Annotated in this window: 15 protein-coding genes; 6 read left to right on the top strand and 9 right to left on the bottom strand. The window is 68.1% G+C overall.

The window, feature by feature from the left end:
• Window positions 1-3: 3 nt before the first annotated feature.
• Window positions 4-2,589, bottom strand: coding sequence for a bifunctional FO biosynthesis protein CofGH (locus tag ACFXNW_RS16175; RefSeq protein ID WP_379418460.1), 2,586 nt, complete (start codon window positions 2,587-2,589; stop codon window positions 4-6).
• Between the two features lie 99 nt (window positions 2,590-2,688).
• Here ACFXNW_RS16175 and ACFXNW_RS16170 point away from each other — a divergent pair, with 99 nt between their 5' ends.
• Both ACFXNW_RS16170 and ACFXNW_RS16165 read left to right on the top strand, forming a co-directional pair.
• Entirely contained in the window at window positions 2,689-3,186 is a 498-nt protein-coding gene (locus tag ACFXNW_RS16170; RefSeq protein ID WP_379418459.1) for a PH domain-containing protein, read from the top strand.
• Window positions 3,183-4,967, top strand: a complete 1,785-nt coding sequence (locus ACFXNW_RS16165) for a PH domain-containing protein (protein WP_379418458.1) — start codon at window positions 3,183-3,185, stop codon at window positions 4,965-4,967. Before ACFXNW_RS16170 ends, ACFXNW_RS16165 begins: the two co-directional genes overlap by 4 nt.
• A 138-nt stretch (window positions 4,968-5,105) precedes the next feature.
• Here ACFXNW_RS16165 and ACFXNW_RS16160 read toward each other — a convergent pair whose 3' ends face one another.
• The 5 genes from ACFXNW_RS16160 to typA all read right to left on the bottom strand — a co-directional run bounded on the left by ACFXNW_RS16160 (window position 5,106) and on the right by typA (window position 10,404).
• Window positions 5,106-5,561 carry a hypothetical protein gene (locus ACFXNW_RS16160; RefSeq protein WP_379418457.1) on the bottom strand — a complete coding sequence of 152 codons (456 nt, stop codon included), beginning with the start codon at window positions 5,559-5,561 and terminating at the stop codon, window positions 5,106-5,108.
• Window positions 5,558-5,716 carry a hypothetical protein gene (locus ACFXNW_RS16155; RefSeq protein ID WP_175582958.1) on the bottom strand — a complete coding sequence of 53 codons (159 nt, stop codon included), beginning with the start codon at window positions 5,714-5,716 and terminating at the stop codon, window positions 5,558-5,560. The genes ACFXNW_RS16160 and ACFXNW_RS16155 overlap by 4 nt, the downstream gene beginning before the upstream one ends.
• Window positions 5,717-5,726: 10 nt before the next feature.
• Window positions 5,727-6,614, bottom strand: a complete 888-nt coding sequence (mshB, locus tag ACFXNW_RS16150; protein ID WP_379418456.1) for an N-acetyl-1-D-myo-inositol-2-amino-2-deoxy-alpha-D-glucopyranoside deacetylase — start codon at window positions 6,612-6,614, stop codon at window positions 5,727-5,729.
• Window positions 6,611-8,347, bottom strand: a complete 1,737-nt coding sequence (locus ACFXNW_RS16145; protein ID WP_379418665.1) for an ABC transporter family substrate-binding protein — start codon at window positions 8,345-8,347, stop codon at window positions 6,611-6,613. The genes mshB and ACFXNW_RS16145 overlap by 4 nt, the downstream gene beginning before the upstream one ends.
• 155 nt (window positions 8,348-8,502) lie before the next feature.
• Window positions 8,503-10,404 carry a translational GTPase TypA gene (gene typA / locus ACFXNW_RS16140; protein ID WP_379418455.1) on the bottom strand — a complete coding sequence of 634 codons (1,902 nt, stop codon included), beginning with the start codon at window positions 10,402-10,404 and terminating at the stop codon, window positions 8,503-8,505.
• A gap of 152 nt (window positions 10,405-10,556) precedes the next feature.
• Between typA and ACFXNW_RS16135 the strand changes: the two genes are divergently transcribed.
• Together ACFXNW_RS16135 and ACFXNW_RS16130 are read left to right on the top strand one after the other, a co-directional pair.
• A complete protein-coding gene (locus ACFXNW_RS16135) occupies window positions 10,557-10,733 on the top strand; it encodes a hypothetical protein (RefSeq protein WP_280233269.1) in 177 nt (58 codons plus the stop codon).
• A gap of 52 nt (window positions 10,734-10,785) precedes the next feature.
• Window positions 10,786-11,085, top strand: a complete 300-nt coding sequence (locus tag ACFXNW_RS16130) for a 4a-hydroxytetrahydrobiopterin dehydratase (RefSeq protein WP_379418454.1) — start codon at window positions 10,786-10,788, stop codon at window positions 11,083-11,085.
• On the opposite strand, the gene ACFXNW_RS16125 is transcribed toward ACFXNW_RS16130, so the two are convergent.
• A complete protein-coding gene (locus tag ACFXNW_RS16125) occupies window positions 11,024-12,280 on the bottom strand; it encodes a mannosyltransferase (protein ID WP_379418453.1) in 1,257 nt (418 codons plus the stop codon). The genes ACFXNW_RS16130 and ACFXNW_RS16125 overlap by 62 nt on opposite strands.
• Window positions 12,281-12,642: 362 nt before the next feature.
• Here ACFXNW_RS16125 and ACFXNW_RS16120 point away from each other — a divergent pair, with 362 nt between their 5' ends.
• The gene (locus ACFXNW_RS16120; protein WP_379418452.1) at window positions 12,643-13,422 is read left to right on the top strand and encodes a hypothetical protein; all 780 of its coding nucleotides are present in this window, start codon (window positions 12,643-12,645) and stop codon (window positions 13,420-13,422) included.
• 141 nt (window positions 13,423-13,563) lie between these two features.
• Window positions 13,564-13,923 (top strand): hypothetical protein, encoded by a 360-nt coding sequence (locus ACFXNW_RS16115; protein ID WP_379418451.1) that lies wholly within the window; start codon window positions 13,564-13,566, stop codon window positions 13,921-13,923.
• A gap of 16 nt (window positions 13,924-13,939) precedes the next feature.
• On the opposite strand, the gene ACFXNW_RS16110 is transcribed toward ACFXNW_RS16115, so the two are convergent.
• Window positions 13,940-14,656 carry a DUF1906 domain-containing protein gene (locus ACFXNW_RS16110; protein ID WP_379418450.1) on the bottom strand — a complete coding sequence of 239 codons (717 nt, stop codon included), beginning with the start codon at window positions 14,654-14,656 and terminating at the stop codon, window positions 13,940-13,942.
• A gap of 247 nt (window positions 14,657-14,903) precedes the next feature.
• Window positions 14,904-16,046 (bottom strand): hypothetical protein, encoded by a 1,143-nt coding sequence (locus ACFXNW_RS16105; protein WP_379418449.1) that lies wholly within the window; start codon window positions 16,044-16,046, stop codon window positions 14,904-14,906.
• Window positions 16,047-16,208: the final 162 nt, after the last annotated feature.

Below are 16,208 nucleotides of genomic sequence, written 5' to 3'. Positions count from 1 at the left end.
GCTTCAGTGGATGGATAGTTCGAGTCCCGCGACGGGCCCGCGACCCGCGGGAACGCCGTAGGTGGTGGTGCGTTCCCGCACCGGACGACCGATGCCGGAAGCGATCTCGGTGAGTTCGGCCACGGTCTTGGCCGACCCGTGCTGTGAGCCCGCCATCCGGGAGATGGTCTCCTCCATCAGCGTGCCACCGAGATCATTGGCTCCGCTTTGCAGCATCACCCTGGTGCCGGTGGTACCCAATTTCACCCAGCTGGTCTGGATATTGTCGATGCGCCCGTGCAACATGATGCGGGCCAGCGCGTGCACGGCGCGGTTGTCACGGTTGGTCGGTCCCGGACGCGCCGCCCCCGCCAGGTACAGCGGGGCGCTCTGATGCACGAACGGCAGCGGCACGAATTCGGTGAAACCACCGGTGCGGTCCTGGATATCGCGCAGCACACGCAGGTGCCCGACCCAATGCGTCGGGTTGTCCACGTGCCCGTACATCATGGTGGAGCTGGAGCGGATCCCCACCTCGTGTGCGGTGGTGATGACCTCGATCCAGGCCGAGGCGGGCAGTTTGCCCTTGGTCAGCACCCAGCGCACCTCGTCGTCGAGGATTTCCGCGGCCGTGCCAGGGATGGTGTCGAGCCCGGCCTCTTTCAACGCCACCAGCCAGTCGCGCACGCTCTGCCCGCCGCGCGAGGCACCGTTGACGATCTCCATCGGACTGAACGCGTGCACATGCATCGACGGCACCCGCGCCTTCACCGCCCGCACCAGATCCGCGTACCCGGTGACCGGCAGATCGGGGTCGATCCCGCCCTGCATGCACACCTCGGTGGCGCCGTCGACGTGCGCTTCCCAGGCCCGGTCGGCGACCTCACCGGTGCTGAGGGTGAACGCGTCGGCATCGCCCTTGCGCTGGGCGAACGCACAGAACCGGCAGCCGGTGTAGCAGATATTGGTGAAGTTGATGTTCCTGTTCACCACGTAGGTGACCTCGTCGCCGGATACCTCGCGACGCAGGCCGTCGGCCAGTATTGCGACCGCTTCCAGGTCGGCGCCCTCGGCGGTGGCCAACGCCAGGTACTGGGCGTCGGACAGACCCGCCGGATCGCGTTCGGCCGCGCGCAGGGCGTCGAGCACGTCGGCGTCGAGCCGTTCGGGGACCGCGGCCAGATCGCGCGCCTGTTCGCGCACGGTGTCCCAGTCGCCGAAGGCGCTGTTGAGGTCGCTGCGGGTATCGGTATTGCGGCCGTCGGTATCGATCGCGGTATTGAGGTCGACGCGGCCCGCCGAGTCCCAGGATTCGTCGGGCTCCTGCCACGGCAGGCCGACCGGAATCGTGTCGGGCTTGGCCAGCCCGGTCTCCGGATCGGTGAGTGCCGCCACGTGCGCACCGATGCGCGGATCCACCCACGGATTGCCCGCGAGCACGTACTTCGGGTGCGCGGAGGTGCGTTCGATCAGCTCGAAGCCTGCGGCGGCGGTCAGCTCCGCGAGGGTGTCGAGGTTGGGCCACGGCCGCTCGGGGTTGACGTGGTCCGGCGTCACCGGCGACACCCCGCCCCAGTCGTCGATGCCCGCGTTCAGCAGTGCCGTGCATTCGGCCTGCGAGACCAGGTTCGGCGGTGCCTGCACCGGGACATCGGGGCCCAACATCAGTCTGGTCACCGCGATGGTGGCCAGGAATTCGTCGATATTCGCGTCGGGGGCGTCACGCATGGCGGTGTCGTCCTTGGCGCGGAAGTTCTGCACGATCACTTCCTGGATGTGCCCGAACGCCTTGTGCTGCTTGCGGATCGCCATGATCGACTCGGCCCGCTCGGCCATGGTCTCGCCGATGCCGACCAGGATGCCGGTGGTGTAGGGCACCGAGAGTCGTCCGGCGTCGGTGATGGCGCGCAGCCGCACCGCCGGATCCTTGTCCGGACTGCCGTAGTGGCAGTTGCCCTTCTCGGTGAACAGCCTGGTCGCGGTCGTTTCCAGCATCATGCCCATGGACTGGGCGACCGGCTTGAGCCGGGAGATCTCCTCCCAGCTCATGACACCGGGGTTCAGATGCGGCAGCAGACCGGTCTCCTCGAGCACCAGGATCGAAACCGCGCGCAGATAGTCGAGGGTCGAATCGTAGCCGCGCTCATCGAGCCACTGCGCGGCCTCCGGCCAGCGGTCCTCCGGCCGGTCGCCGAGGGTGAACAGTGCCTCTTTGCAGCCGAGGGCGGCACCGCGGCGCGCGATATCGAGCACCTCGTCCGGTTCCAGGAACATGCCGCGGCCTTCGGCGCGCAGCTTGCCCGGCACGGTCACGAAGGTGCAGTAGTGGCATTTGTCCCGGCACAGATGGGTCAGCGGGATGAAGACGTTGCGCGAATAGCTGATGGTCTTCGGGCGGCCCGCCGATTCCAGGCCCGCATCGCGCACCCTGGCCGCGCTGCGACATAGATCGGCCAGGTCATCCCCGGTCGCGTGCAGCAACACCGCGGCCTCGTCGACGTTCAGGGTCACTCCGTCGCGCGCCCGGCGCAGAGCCCGGCGCATGGCCGATGGACTCGGCGGTGGGGTTGGAACGGTCGGCTCGGATAGGTCGATCACGCCCTCGATCATGCGCCACACATCCGGAACTGTCTCCCTCCAGGCTTGTGAGCGTTGACAACTGTCCCGGCGCGCGGGCTATTCCGCGCGCGGCGTGTCACGATGGCAACCATGACGCAGCCGCGCACGATCATGGCCGAGCCGGCCTGGCGTCCCAGTCCGAAGGCGAAACTGCTGTGGACGCTGCAATCGGTGCTGGCCTGGCTGATCCCGCTGGTAGCGCTGCTGATCTGGGCGGCCTTCGATGCGGGTAATCGTTCATTGCAGGGCACGGTGACGGTGATCGTGCTCGTCGTTGCGGCCGTCAGTATCGGGGTGGTGCCGTGGTGGCGGTACCGCGTGCATCGCTGGGAGGTCACCGATCAGGCGGTGTACACCAGAGCGGGCTGGCTGACCCAGGAGAGCCGAGTGGCACCGATCTCGCGCATCCAGACCGTCGACACCGAACGCGGGCCGCTGGAGCGGGCGCTCGGGCTGGCGACGGTCACCGTCACCACGGCGTCATCGGCGGGAGCGGTCGAGATCAGCGGGCTGGAGCTGCCGGTGGCCGAGCAGACGGTGACCCGGCTGACCGAGATCGCGGCCAGGCATCGCGGAGACGCGACATGAACGAACAGCCCGGTCCGGATACCGATCATCCCGCCGCCGAGCACGCCGCCGCCGACCACCCTGGTCCCGACAGCGACCTGCCGTGGCTACGGCTGGACAAGCGGATGCTGCTGGTGCACCCGGTCGACGAGGTCATCCGGTTCATCCCGGTGCTGCTCGGAACGCTCATCCTCGGTACGAGCAGCGGCAATCACGTGTGGAGCGTCATCCCGCTGATCGCGATCGTCGGGTACGCGCTCACCCGCTGGTTCACCACCACCTACCGGGTCGGTCCGACACACGTCGAGCTGCGGACGGGATTGTTGCAGCGCAAAAGGCTGTCGGTGCCGCGCTCGCGAATCCGTTCGGTCGATATCGAAGCCGATCTGCTGCACCGGCTACTCGGGCTAGCGGTGCTGGTCATCGGCACCGGCCAGCACGCCGAATCCGGGGAGAAGTTCCAGCTCAACGCCCTGGACGCGGATGTGGTGCCCGCCCTGCGGACCGAGCTGCTCGCGCACACGCGGGTGCCGCGGGTGGCCGCCGACGAACTCGAAGGGCCACCGGCCGAATCGGAGGCCGTCGATCGGTTCGGCAAGGCCACGGTTGCGGAGGGTGGCTCGCGCCCTGATCGTGGCCGGGAGATCGGGCACTGGCGGCCGGCCTGGGTGAAGTACGCGCCGCTGTCGCTGACCGGTTTCGCCATCGTCGCGCCGATCGTCGGCATCGGTTTCCAGTACGGGCTCGGCGAGGTCGTGTTCCGATCCGATGCCGTGCATTCGGTGGAAGGCCGCGGGGTGCTGCTGCTGACCCTGCTCGGGTTCGGCCTGGTGATCTCGGTGGTGCTGGTGATGAGCATCGCGGCCTGCGCACACTATCTGGCAACGTATTTCGGCCTCCGCGTCACCGATAACGGCACGACCCTGCACCTGCGCTACGGCCTGTTCACCACCCGGCAGATCACCCTGGACCTGGCCAGGTTCCGCGGCGCCACCGTCAATGAGCCACTGCTGCTGCGGCTGGCCGGTGGCGCCTCACTCGAGGCCATCATGACCGGGCAGAACCCGCGGCAGAAGATCTTGCCGCAAGCACCGCGGACCGCGGTCGATCACACGCTCGCGCATCTGCTGAGCCCGCATACGGCGAAGTTCCCGAACGGGACATCGCGTGCAGCCAGACCAGGCACCGGTGCCGCCGCGCCACCGATATCGAACGGAGCCGGTACCGAAGTGGCTTCGGGAACCGGCGGGGTAGCCGCGGATTCGGGCGCTGTCGCTTCTGGGGCGGCAGCACCCGGCCGGGTCGGCCTCACCGAGCACGGTCCGGCGGCACGACGTCGCCGGTACACCCACTCGATGTGGCTGGTTCCCGTCGCCGCGGCCCCGCTGCTGCTGATGGTCCTTGCTGGAGAGCCGATCTCGCCGTGGTGGTGGCTGCTACCCATTGCACTGACCCCGATCACCGCGGCGCTTGCCGAAGACCGCTATCGCGGCCTCGGCCACGCCGTCCTGCCTGCCACCGCCACCGCGCCCACGTGGTTGATCACCCGCTCGGGCTCCCTCGACCGGGACCGCGACTGTCTGGAAGCCCCCGGCATCATCGGCTGGACCGTCCGCCAGACTTTCTGGCAGCGCCGCTCCGGCCTCGCGACCGTCACCGCCGCCACGGCCGCGGGCAAGAAGCGCTATCAGGTCATCGACCTTCCGCTGGATCAGGCGTGGGCACTGATCGACGCAGTGACGCCCGGTCGTCTGGGTGATCGTTCGGACGCGCCCACCTACGACGGCACATCGCACGCGTAGTCGGTCGCCACGATCACGTCCGACAACAGCAGCGGTGACCGGACCTACGCACCCGTACGCTTCCCGGCGGCTGAATTCCAGCCGGTGCCGGCGCGACGCGGAATCCGGGCACTGGCAGGGCCGGGTGATCCCGGCGCGTCACCGATCGGCAGTCGACCGCCGCGTCTTGGGCCTGTTGGCCTGGATATAGACGTAGACGAGCGGCGGCGCCAGCCCGAACAGCATCAGCAGCAGGGTGCGGGCGTCGCTGCCGAGCGCGACGTCACCGCCGGGGCCGGCGCCGGCTGCGGCCAGGAACGCGATGGTCCACGCGACGATGGGCATGAGCATGACGATCGGCCGGGTCGACACCGTGCGCGCGCCGAACACCAGCAGCACGTTCACCACACCCGCAAGCGGCGCCGCGATCGGGAACCCGACGCTGCCGAGATACAAGGGCAGATACAGGACCTCCAGGACCAGCGTGATCACCGCGTCCACGACCAGCGCGATCATGATGAGCGCGCCGAGCGCGGCGTTCACGGGCCGGGGCAGTCGGAACTGGGACCGAGACGGGGCCGGTTTGCCCGCCTGGTCGTCCACGGTGGCGGTCACGCGACCGGCGGGTAGCCGAGCAGCGTCAGCAGATGGCTCTGCATGTCGACGAACGCGTACAGCACCGACATGTAGAGCTCGTGCTGCTGTTGCGCGCCGGGACGCAGGCTTTCCACGAATGCCACGATGGCGTTCTGGAGCTCCCAGTTGTACATGCGATCGAGTTTAGGCGGGGGTGGCGAACAGATCGTGCTCGCGTCCGTCCGGCCCGACCACTCCGCGCTCGCCGCGGACCAGCACGAAATGTTCCTCCGGCAGCACCGGTTGGGCGACGTTGTTCGACAGTGCGAATTCGCGACCAGACGGTGCGACGCTCACCTGAGTGGCGTGGGCGCGTAGCGCGGCTCGCTTGGCCCCCAGCACATCCGCGACGTCGATGGTGGTGGTGACGCTACTGCTCGGCACGCATGCCAGCTCACCGTCGGCGGGCAACCGCCAGCCCGGCGGCAGTGCACCGGGCAGCTCTTCGACGGTGCGGCGGGCCAGCGCGGCGGTGTGCGACCGCAGCATGTCGGCGTCGGTCACCGTCCAATAGAACTTCGGGGTGTCCCAGCCGCGGCCTGCTGCTTCGTGCACAGCGGCGGTGGTGATCTCGTGGGCGCGAACATGGTCCGGATGTCCGTAGCCGCCGTTGGGGTCGTAGCCGACCATCACCTGCGGCCGCAGCTCCAGCAGTAGCTCGGTCAGCGCGGCGACCGCTGCCGGGCCCGACCGGACGAACGCGCGCGAATGTTCGGCGCTCGGCGTACCCGCCATGCCGGAGTCGCGCCAGCGGCCGGCGCCGCCGAGGAATCGTGGCGGTGCCGCGCCGAGCGCGGCCAGCGCGCGAGTGAGTTCGAGGATGCGGAAGCCGCCGAGCTGGTCGGCGTTCTCGGCGGTGAGCTGCGCCCACTGCTCGCCGATCACCTCGCCCTCCTCGCCGAGCGTGCAGGTCACCACCGTGACCGGAATCCCGCGACGGCGATAGTGGGCGATGGTGCCGCCGGTGGTGATGGTTTCGTCGTCGGGGTGGGCGTGCACCAGCAGCAGACCACCGGTCGCCGGGTCGGTCATCCGACGCGTCGCCAGTTCGCCGCGTCACCGAAGATGCCGACCTGAATGGCGCCACTGAGTGAGGCACCGTCCACCGACGGGCCGGAGGCCGCGACCACGTTGTCCTGCACGATCGGCAGCACCGTCGCCGCCGCCCACAGCCTCGGTTCGGCCTCGGCGAGCACCCGTCCGGTCTCGATACCGACCAACGCGCCGTCGATCGCGGGCTGGGCACCCGGGTCACAGACACCGGACAGGTTGCTCGGCGCCAGCCGGACCACCTCCGCATCGGGCTCCGGATCCTCCCCGTCCGGCCCGGGCGCCTGCACCGGCGGGCAGCCGTAGCGCGAAGCCAGCACGGTAGCCGGATCCGAGCCCGCGACCTCCCAGCCGACGATGGCGTCGACGGCGCCCTCGACCAGTTCCTTGCCGTACAGCTCGTCGCCGGGCACGCTGCGCACGGTGGCGTCGATGCCCGCGCTGCGCAACTGGTCGGCGGCGGTATTGGCGACCGCGAGCGCGGTGGCGTCATTGGCGACGGCGCCGATACGGATGGTCAGCGACTTGCCATCCTTGGCGACCGGCCGGGGACGCGGAGCCGGTGAGGTCGCCGACACCACCGGCGGCGGCTCGGGCGCACGTCCGAACCCGGACTCGGCGAGCAGCGCGAACGCGTCGTCCTGACTCGGGCGCGGCGGCGCGGTCGGCACATAGCCGGGATCGGACGGCGAAAGCACCTGGGCGCGTACCGGTTCCACCCAGCCGCCGGTCTGCGCGCCGACCGTGGCCAGCAGCGCGGGATCCAGCACTGCCAGTACCGCGGTACGGACCCGTGGATCGACGAGATCGCCGCTGCGGCCGTTGAGTACGAACTGCAACTCGCGTGCCTGCGGCATGATCGCGGTACGCACCGACGGGATCGCCGCCAGCTGGGCCTGAGTCGCTACTCCGCCATGTACCAGCGCCATCTGCGCGTCACCGGTGCGCAGCGAATCGGCGACCTGAGCGGGAGTTCCGCCGCGGCGCAACAGAATCTGATCCGGGACCGCGGGTTTGCCCCAGTACCGGTCATTGCGTTCGAGCAGGATTTCGTCGCGGCCCTGATCGGCGGACTTGATCTTGAAGCTGCCCCCCGACACCGCGATGCCTTCGGCAAGGGTGCGCTCGAACCCGCCCGGCGAATCCTTCACCAGATGCGAGGGCAGCAGATTCGCGAACAGCTGACGCCACGCCGGATACGGCGCCGCCATCGTGACGGTGACGGTTTTACCGCCTGCCGTGGACGCGACATCGGAGATCAGCCGGTACCCCGCCGGATCCACCACACCGGGCTGGGTCGTCATCTGCCGCCACAGGAACCGGAAATCCTCCGCGGCGATCGGCGCACCATCGGACCAGTTGGCTTGATTGCGCAGTTTGTAGGTGATGGTGAACGGCTGCTGCGAGGTCACCTCGGCCTGTTCGACCAGTGCCGTGTCGGGCACCCACAGCGTCGCGCCAGGGACCGCCGGATCGGGCACCGGACGGAACGGGCTCGGCAGCACCATCGAACTCACCGCGGCCGTCGCGGGCGACTGGTCCGAGCGCAGATGCGGATTGAACCCGATGCCGATGTCGTCGATGGCCACGACGACGGTGTTCTTGCCCGGCTCTGCCGGTGTCGTCTTCGGGCTGTCGGTACTCTCGATGGGCGGCGGCGGGTTCGCGGTACACCCGGCGACCACCGGCAGCAACGCCGTCATCACAACAAGCATCGCGCGCCACACAGCGCGCCGTCGCGCCCCCGAATTCACCCTCGGCACTCTACCTCGCTACCTCGCGGCCGGCCGTCCACGCGAAACCGCCGGGCACTGGCCCGGCGGTTTCGGTGTATGACGATCGGTGTTGGCTCTGCTGTCCGAACGCAGCGCTACTGCGCGGCCGCCCGGTCACGGGCCTTGCGCCGCGACAACTCCCGAGCACGGTCGTTTGCGGTGAGTGTGACCTTGCGCACTCGCACAACCTCGGGGGTGACCTCGACGCATTCGTCGGCTGCGCAGAACTCCATGGCGGCCTCGAGGTCGAGCTGCAGCGGCTTGGCCAGCGTTTCCATCACGTCGGCCGTTGAGGACCGCATGTTGGTCAGCTTCTTCTCGCGGGTGACGTTGATGTCGAGATCCTCGGCCCGCGGGTTGATACCGACGACCATGCCCTCGTAGGTGTCGGCACCCGGCTCCACGAAGAACTGGCCGCGGTCGGCGAGCTGGATCATGGCGAACGGGGTGACGCTGCCCGCGCGGTCGGAGACCAGCGAACCGGTGTGGCGCGCCCGGATCTCCCCCGCCCACGGCGCGTAGCCGTGGAAGACGGCGTTGGCGATGCCGGTGCCGCGGGTTTCGGTGAGGAAGTCGGTACGGAACCCGATCAGGCCACGCGAGGGCACGATGAACTCCATGCGCACCCACCCGGCGGCGTGGTTGTTCATCTGGACCATCTTGCCCTTGCGGGCGGCCAGCAGCTGGGTGATCGAACCGAGGTACTCATCGGGGCAGTCGATGGTCAGCTCTTCGTAGGGCTCGTGCACCTTGCCGTCGACCTGACGGGTCACCACCTGCGGCTTGCCGACGGTCAGTTCGAAGCCCTCGCGGCGCATCTGCTCGACCAGGATGGCCAGCGCCAGCTCACCACGACCCTGCACCTCCCAGGCGTCGGGACGGCCGATATCGAGCACACGCAGCGAGACGTTGCCGACCAGTTCCTGATCCAGCCGCGACTTCACCATGCGGGCGGTCAGCTTGTGGCCCTGCACCCGGCCCACCAGCGGCGAGGTGTTGGTGCCGATGGTGACCGAGATGGCGGGCTCGTCGACGCTGATGCGCGGCAGCGCCACCGGCTCGTCCGGATCGGCGAGGGTGTCGCCGATCATGATCTCCGGGATGCCCGCGACGGCGACGATATCGCCGGCCACGGCCAGCTCACCCGGCTGACGCTCGACGCCGACGGTCTGCAGCAGCTCGGTGATCTTGACGTTCTTGATGCCGTCGGCATGCATCCAGGCCACGTTCTGGCCCTTGCGCAGCTCGCCGTTGTGGATGCGGACCAGCGCGAGACGTCCGAGGAAGGCCGAGGCGTCGAGGTTGGTGACGTGGGCCTGCAGCGGGGCGGTCGCGTCGCCCTTGGGGGCGGGGATGTTCTCGAGCAGCACCTCGAACAGGGCGTCGAGGTTCTCCGCATCGGGGGCCTGGCCGTTGTCCGGCGCCACCTTCGACGCCTTGCCCTCACGGCCGGAGGCGTAGAGGACGGGCAGGTCGAGGGCCAGTTCGGCGGCCTCGGCGGCGTCGTCGTCCAGGTCGGAGGCCAGGTCGAGCAGCAGATCGTGGCTCTCCTCGACGACCTCGGTGATCCGGGCGTCGGGGCGGTCGGTCTTGTTCACCACCAGGATCACCGGCAGCGAGGCGGCCAGCGCCTTGCGCAGCACGAACCGAGTCTGCGGCAGCGGCCCCTCGGAGGCGTCGACCAACAGCACGACACCGTCGACCATGGACAGGCCGCGCTCGACCTCACCGCCGAAGTCGGCGTGGCCGGGGGTGTCGATGACGTTGATGACGGTCACGGAGCCGTCGGCATTGTGCCGATGCACCGCGGTGTTCTTGGCGAGAATGGTGATGCCCTTCTCGCGCTCGAGGTCACCCGAGTCCATGACCCGGTCGACCAGTTCGGCCCGTTCGGCGAAGGCGCCGGATTGGCGAAGCATGGCGTCGACCAACGTCGTTTTACCGTGGTCGACGTGGGCCACGATGGCGACGTTGCGAAAATCGCGTGCAGACGACACGCTTGTTCCTCCTGCTGTTGGGTAGATGGTGGCGGCGGTGCTCTGCAAACAGGTGGAGAATCGAACTCACCGGGCATCGCGGCCAGATACACCCTACCGGCACCCAGGTGCACCTGGGATCCCACATTCGACTAAGGGTAGGCTTACTCGCCATGGGTAAGGTCAAGGCAAAGAAGGTTTCGAGCCTCAAGCCGAAGAAGAAGTGCTGTCGCAAGAAGACGCGCTGCTTGAAGTGCCCTGTGGTCATCATGCGGATGAAACGCCTGGAAGCGGCGGGTGTGAGCGGCAAGGATCTGAAAAAGGGTTTGAAGAAGGCGCGTGCCGCCTGAGGGATTTGCGCGCCCGGCCCATGATCGGGCGCAACCGGGGTACAACGAGATAATGACCACTACCCCATTACTGTCCGACACCGAAATATCCGGGGCACTCACCTCGCTGCCCGAGTGGACCCGTTCCGGGGATTCCATCTCGCGCACCATCAAGGCGGCGACCTTTCCCGCCGGTATCGAACTCGTGCGCCGGGTCGCCGTCGCGGCAGAGGCGGCGAATCATCACCCCGATATCGATATCCGCTGGCGAAAAGTCACCTTCACCCTGTCGACGCACAGCGAAGGCGGACTCACCGCGTTGGATGTGGCGCTGGCTCACGAGATAGATCGGCTGGCCGCGCCGTCCGACTGAGCAGCCGCGGCGAGCAGATGATCCAGACGAGCATCGCCAGCACGCCGATGACGTCGACCGTCCCGAGCCAGGACAGCACCCACGGCCGGGGAATGGTCCAGATCGAGTCCTGGAAGAACGACAGCACCCACGGCGCGCCGACCAGCGCGGTCACCAGCCAGTAACCGGCGAAGATGCGAGCCCCCGGCACCGCACGCAACGGCCCGTACAGCAGCCACAGCACCGTCGGCAGCAGCCAGACCCAGTGGTGTGACCACGAGATCGGCGAGACGAGCAACCCGAACAGCTGCACCATCAGCAGGGTGCCGAGCCGGTCGTCGGGCCCGAGCGCGCGCCACGCGAACACCGCGAGCACCGCGACGAGGACGACCGAGGCCAGCCACCACGGCCCGGTTTCGACATCATGGCCGAGCAACCGGCTCAGCGCACCGCGCAGTGACTGATTCCAGACCGAACCGACCGGGCCGATCCGGTCGGCGTCACCGAGCAGAGTGCCGAAGTAGCGACGGGTCTCACCGGCCGAGATGAGAAAGCTGAGCCCGACCGTCGCGCCGAAGACGGCCGCCGACCACACCACCGTCATCCAGCGCCGTCGGGCGAGGAAATAGAGGCCGCTGATCGCGGGGGTGAGTTTGATGCCCGCGACCACACCGACGAGCGTGCCCGAAATCCACCAGCGCGCACTGCGCACCGCCAGCATCACCGCGAACACCAGGAAGACGTTGACCTGCCCGTAGTCCATGGTGGTGCGCACCGGCTCGAGCCACAGCCCGATCGCGGTCCAGGTGATCGACGCGGTGCGCCAACCCGGCTGCCGCGCGGTCTCGGCGCCGAGCAGCAGCTCCAGCGTGATCCGCACGATGCCGTACAGCGCCGCGGCGATCGCCAGCAGCCACGCGATGGCGACGAGCGTGAACGGCAGATAATGCAGAGGGAAGAACACCACCGCTGCGAACGGCGGATAGGTGAACGGCAGCGGGAAATCCGGCGTCTTCTCCGCATAAGTGAAGTCGTAGAGCTTGTCGGTGAGCAGAGCCGCCGAACCGTCGACGTAGACGTGCAGGTCGACCAGGTTCATTCCGTTCGGCGCGAACAGCATCCACACCAAACGAGCGAGCACGGTCGCGGCCAGCGCGGCTACCGCCCAGCGGGTGTGCGTGGCCCAGCGATGCGGTTCGGCCGATCGGGCCGGCACGGCGGGCGGGCGTACGTCCGTCCGAGCGCTCTGCGGGTTCAAATGCGGGACTTTCGAGTCGGGCCGTGGCTGCCGATCGGCGATTCGGCGGCCGGGAGTGGAAAGCTCCGACTACATTAACCGCAGCGTGGGCCGGGACCACCCCGCACCTGGCGCACCCACCCCCGAACCACAAGTAACATTTGCATCAACATCCCCACCAGTAACATCGATCGGCGCTACCTTCTGATAACACGTTCGTCCACGGCGAGCTTTTCCGGCACCGCTGCTGTACAACGTGCGGCGTTGTCCTTAGAGTGACCCCCGAAACGACGGCTTTTCAGCGTCGACCAGATGTACCCGAGGTAAGGACGGCAAGACCAGTGCTTCGCACCCGAGGATCGCGGATCGCCTTGTCCGCGCTCGCCATTACGGCGAGCGCCATGCTCGCCGCGCCCGCGACATCCATCGCGGCTCCGGCCCCGGCTCCCGCCGCGGTGCCGAACAGCGTCCCCATGGTTCCCGAGGGCGTCCCGGTGGACGCGCTCGCCGCCCTGACGCCTGCCATCGTCGGCCAGATCGCGGCCGCTGAGATCGCGAGCCCGCAGGCCACCCTGTTGGACCAGGCCAAAGCGCTGCTGGCCACCCTGAATCTGCCGCCGCAGATCAAGTCGACGCTGGAACGCATCATCAAGTTCCTCGACGGCAGCGGCGGCGGAGGCCCCGAGCTACCGGAGCAGGGACCGGCCATCGCGCAGTTCCTGTACCCGACCATCGGTAAGGGCTGCATCTCCGCTTCCGCCGATTCGGTCGGCACCGCGCTCGCGGTTCCCGGCCCGGCCCAGCTGCCCCCGCCCGGACCGCAGGCCGGCCAGACCGGCTTCGTGTTCACCGCGCTCGGCACCAAGACGCCGACCGATGTGCAGAACCCGCCGATGACGGTGCAGTGGCTCAACCTCGATACCCGCCAGTCCGGTGTCCAGGCGCTGACCAACGAGGCGAAGATCAACCCGGATGGCCCGGCCACCCTGTCCGCCATCGCGAACACCGGCTCCGGCCGGATCGTCGCGGTGATCGGCGGTTCGCTGACCACCAAGGCCGCCGACGCCGAACCGCGCACCTGCAACTTCCTGCCGACGCTCGGTTTCTTCACCGTGGCTTGAGTATTGGCTCTTCGAGGCCCGGCAGCGTTGCTGCCGGGCCTCGTTGCTGTTCAGAGCAGTTCTGACCATGGCATGGTCAATGGTTCATGAATCGCGGAAGACCTCTCCCGAACCACCCCACCTCTGTGGTAGACCGAAGCAATGGCGACTATCGAGCGTTCGATGAAGTCCCGCGATTCGGTCCGCAGCCGGCGTTCACACCGGTCGATTCTGTCCATTCGGTCCGAAGGTTCGATCCTGTCCATCGGTTCGGCCTATTCGATCCTGTCCATCGGCAGCGTCGGGTCGGTGCTGTCGATCGGTTCGGTGGGATCGTTCGCGTCGGTGATCTCGTCGGGGTCCTTCGCCAGCCTCGGTTCGGCGCTGTCCGGGCTGTCTCGCTGGTCGCTGCTGTCCTGGCTGGGCAACCACGCGGCACCGGAGACCAGGCCCACCTTGCGTGTGGTGCCCGACGACGAGCCGGATCTGCGGGTGGCACCGGTCTGTCACTGCCAGACGTAGCGGCCCGCCCGGCGGGTTACCAGGCCCCGTAGTCGGCAGTGAGCACGTTGTTGAGGTCGACGCCGATGCCGTCGATGGTGCGGTCGTCGATCTCGAATTGGTGCAGATGCGCCGCGGCGTTCACATGGCCTTCCGGCGTGCCCCAATCATGCTGCCAGTACCAGGAACCCAGGCCTGCGGCGGCGGCGAGGTCGATGGTGGGCGAGTTCGCGTAGACGCCGGTGTTCTCCCTGCCGACCACGGCATGCCAGCCGAGCAGGTAGGGCGCGATCATCGTGGCGAAATCGGCGGCGGAGGGGTTGTCGTCGATCGAGGCGTAGATCGGCACGCCTTCGGGGCCACCGGCCGCCAGATGCAGTTCCAGGCCGCGTTCGGCGTGCCGTTTGCCCGCTTCCAGGCCGCCGCGCCAATCGGCGGTGGGACCCTTGCCGAACTGGTAGCAGGACACGATCTTCAGTCCGGCCGAGTTCAGGTCCTCGACTTCCGAGGCGAGCAGCGGTTTACCTTCCATCCATTCCGCACCGGGGCGACGGTCGGAGACGTAGCGAATGACACCGATATGGCCCGCATCGCGGATGGCGGCAGCGGAAGGGACTCCGGCGGCGTAATCGACGAGGGTGCCGAGAGAGTCGGCCGCGGCGCGTGGCGCTGTGAGGTTGGCTCCGATCGAACCGACCACAGCCGCGGCAGCCGCGTAGCCGAACAGATCACGCCGGGACAGAGAAGAACGCATCGCAGAACTCCTTCACGCCCCCCGACAGGACCACTGTGTTCAATTCGTGTCGATCGCGGCGCTTTTCCGTGGTTTACGCTCCGCTGCCACCTCCGGGCGCGTCGCTCACGGCACAGCGTGCCCGGCGCACCTTCCCCAAGTGTCACTCGCGCGCCGGGAGCCTCGAACGTGGACTCATTTCACCACATTCACATGCGAATCGCCAGACCCACTGGGCACTCTCATCACTCGTGCCACAACGGTGTGTTCACACCGTGCCGTCGATGCGCGCGCCCACGTCGATCGTGCGCCCGGCGGGATCGGCCAGCTCCTTGCGGACAACCTGCGCGACCTGCGCGATCACCTGTTTACGGATACCGGCCAGCACGCCGAGGGTGGCCGCGCGCATACCGACCGCGCTGAATTCGAGCCGGATGTCGTGTCGATCCGGCGGCGGCACATCGATGACGATCAGCAGCGGGTCCGCCGCTCGCGCGGTGAGTACCAGCGGTATGCGCACGTCGGCGCGGTAGTGGTTGGCCTTGAGCACGTCGACGGTGATATCGAGCCAGACCGGCAGCAGCAGATCGAAGGTGACGTCGGAATGGTCGGGATCGGGGCGTGGCCGTTCGGTGAGTTCGGGCAGCCGTACGGCACCGCGCACCGTCACCGTCGCCGAGGCCCGTGGCCCTGTCCGGAACGGCCCCACCTCGATCGGGCGACCCGACAGGCGCTGAACCACGTCGAAGACCCGCTCACGGGTGACGATCAGCGGGAAAAAGCGGTGCCCGAACTCGTCGTAGCCGATCCACTCGAACTCGCCGGCGCCGCGATGCTCCGACGGTGTGCCCGCGACCATCGATTCCACGTCGAATATCCGTGAGCGTCGGGCCTGCGGGTCCGCGAGCATGGCGTTGACCCGGTTGGCGATCTCACGCTGTAGGACGCCCGCGATCGGATCCAGCAGCCATTCACCGGCGGTGTCCACGGCCTGCGCCCGCAACACCACGCTGACGTCGGCGGGTTTGATGGGCGGAATATCGATGACGATGAGCAGCGGCGCCGCGGTGCGGGCGTGCAGGGTCATATCGATGGCGACGACCGTCTCCAGCCGCAGCTTCTTGCCGCCGAGCAGCACTTTCACCGCCAGGGAGACCGGAACCCGCATCTCGAAGGTGACGTGCGGTCCGCTGCGGATCACCACCGGGCGACCCACCTTGCCCTCGGCGACCAGCCCGGCCAGACCGGCGGGCCCCACCGAGAACGGGCCGAACTTCATGCCCTTGCCCGCGATGCCTGCGACCGCGGCCTCGATCCGGTCGGTCGTCACCGCATGGGTGACGAAACGTTCGCCGAATTCGGCGTAGTCGATCCAGGACGGATCTTTGCGCGCTTGCTCTATCGGCTGCATCAGACGTTCCGAGACCCTCACCTCCAACGGACTGTTCGACACGGTACGCGATACGGGTGTCTACCAGACCGCACGTAGGTGACGGCCATGTCATGAGATGGGTGATCCCCGTCCTGCCGATGAGGGGACAGCAGGACAGGGATCGGCGGTGGCGCTGCCGGG

This window comes from Nocardia sp. NPDC059180 (assembly GCF_042754945.1).
Classification (GTDB): Bacteria; Actinomycetota; Actinomycetes; order Mycobacteriales; family Mycobacteriaceae; genus Nocardia.
The sequence above is the reverse complement of the archived record's forward strand: the minus strand, read 5'-3'. Positions and strand labels throughout refer to the sequence as shown.

Bases quoted from the DNA above. Each gene is read 5' to 3' on its own strand.
- ACFXNW_RS16175 (WP_379418460.1), bottom strand. From the start codon at position 2,589: ATGATCGAGGGCGTGATCGACCTATCCGAGCCGACCGTTCCAACCCCA.
- ACFXNW_RS16170 (WP_379418459.1), top strand. From the start codon at position 2,689: ATGACGCAGCCGCGCACGATCATGGCCGAGCCGGCCTGGCGTCCCAGT.
- ACFXNW_RS16165 (WP_379418458.1), top strand. From the start codon at position 3,183: ATGAACGAACAGCCCGGTCCGGATACCGATCATCCCGCCGCCGAGCAC.
- ACFXNW_RS16155 (WP_175582958.1), bottom strand. From the start codon at position 5,716: ATGTACAACTGGGAGCTCCAGAACGCCATCGTGGCATTCGTGGAAAGC.
- mshB (WP_379418456.1), bottom strand. From the start codon at position 6,614: ATGACCGACCCGGCGACCGGTGGTCTGCTGCTGGTGCACGCCCACCCC.
- ACFXNW_RS16145 (WP_379418665.1), bottom strand. From the start codon at position 8,347: ATGCTTGTTGTGATGACGGCGTTGCTGCCGGTGGTCGCCGGGTGTACC.
- ACFXNW_RS16135 (WP_280233269.1), top strand. From the start codon at position 10,557: ATGGGTAAGGTCAAGGCAAAGAAGGTTTCGAGCCTCAAGCCGAAGAAG.
- ACFXNW_RS16130 (WP_379418454.1), top strand. From the start codon at position 10,786: ATGACCACTACCCCATTACTGTCCGACACCGAAATATCCGGGGCACTC.
- ACFXNW_RS16115 (WP_379418451.1), top strand. From the start codon at position 13,564: ATGGCGACTATCGAGCGTTCGATGAAGTCCCGCGATTCGGTCCGCAGC.
- ACFXNW_RS16110 (WP_379418450.1), bottom strand. From the start codon at position 14,656: ATGCGTTCTTCTCTGTCCCGGCGTGATCTGTTCGGCTACGCGGCTGCC.
- ACFXNW_RS16105 (WP_379418449.1), bottom strand. From the start codon at position 16,046: ATGCAGCCGATAGAGCAAGCGCGCAAAGATCCGTCCTGGATCGACTAC.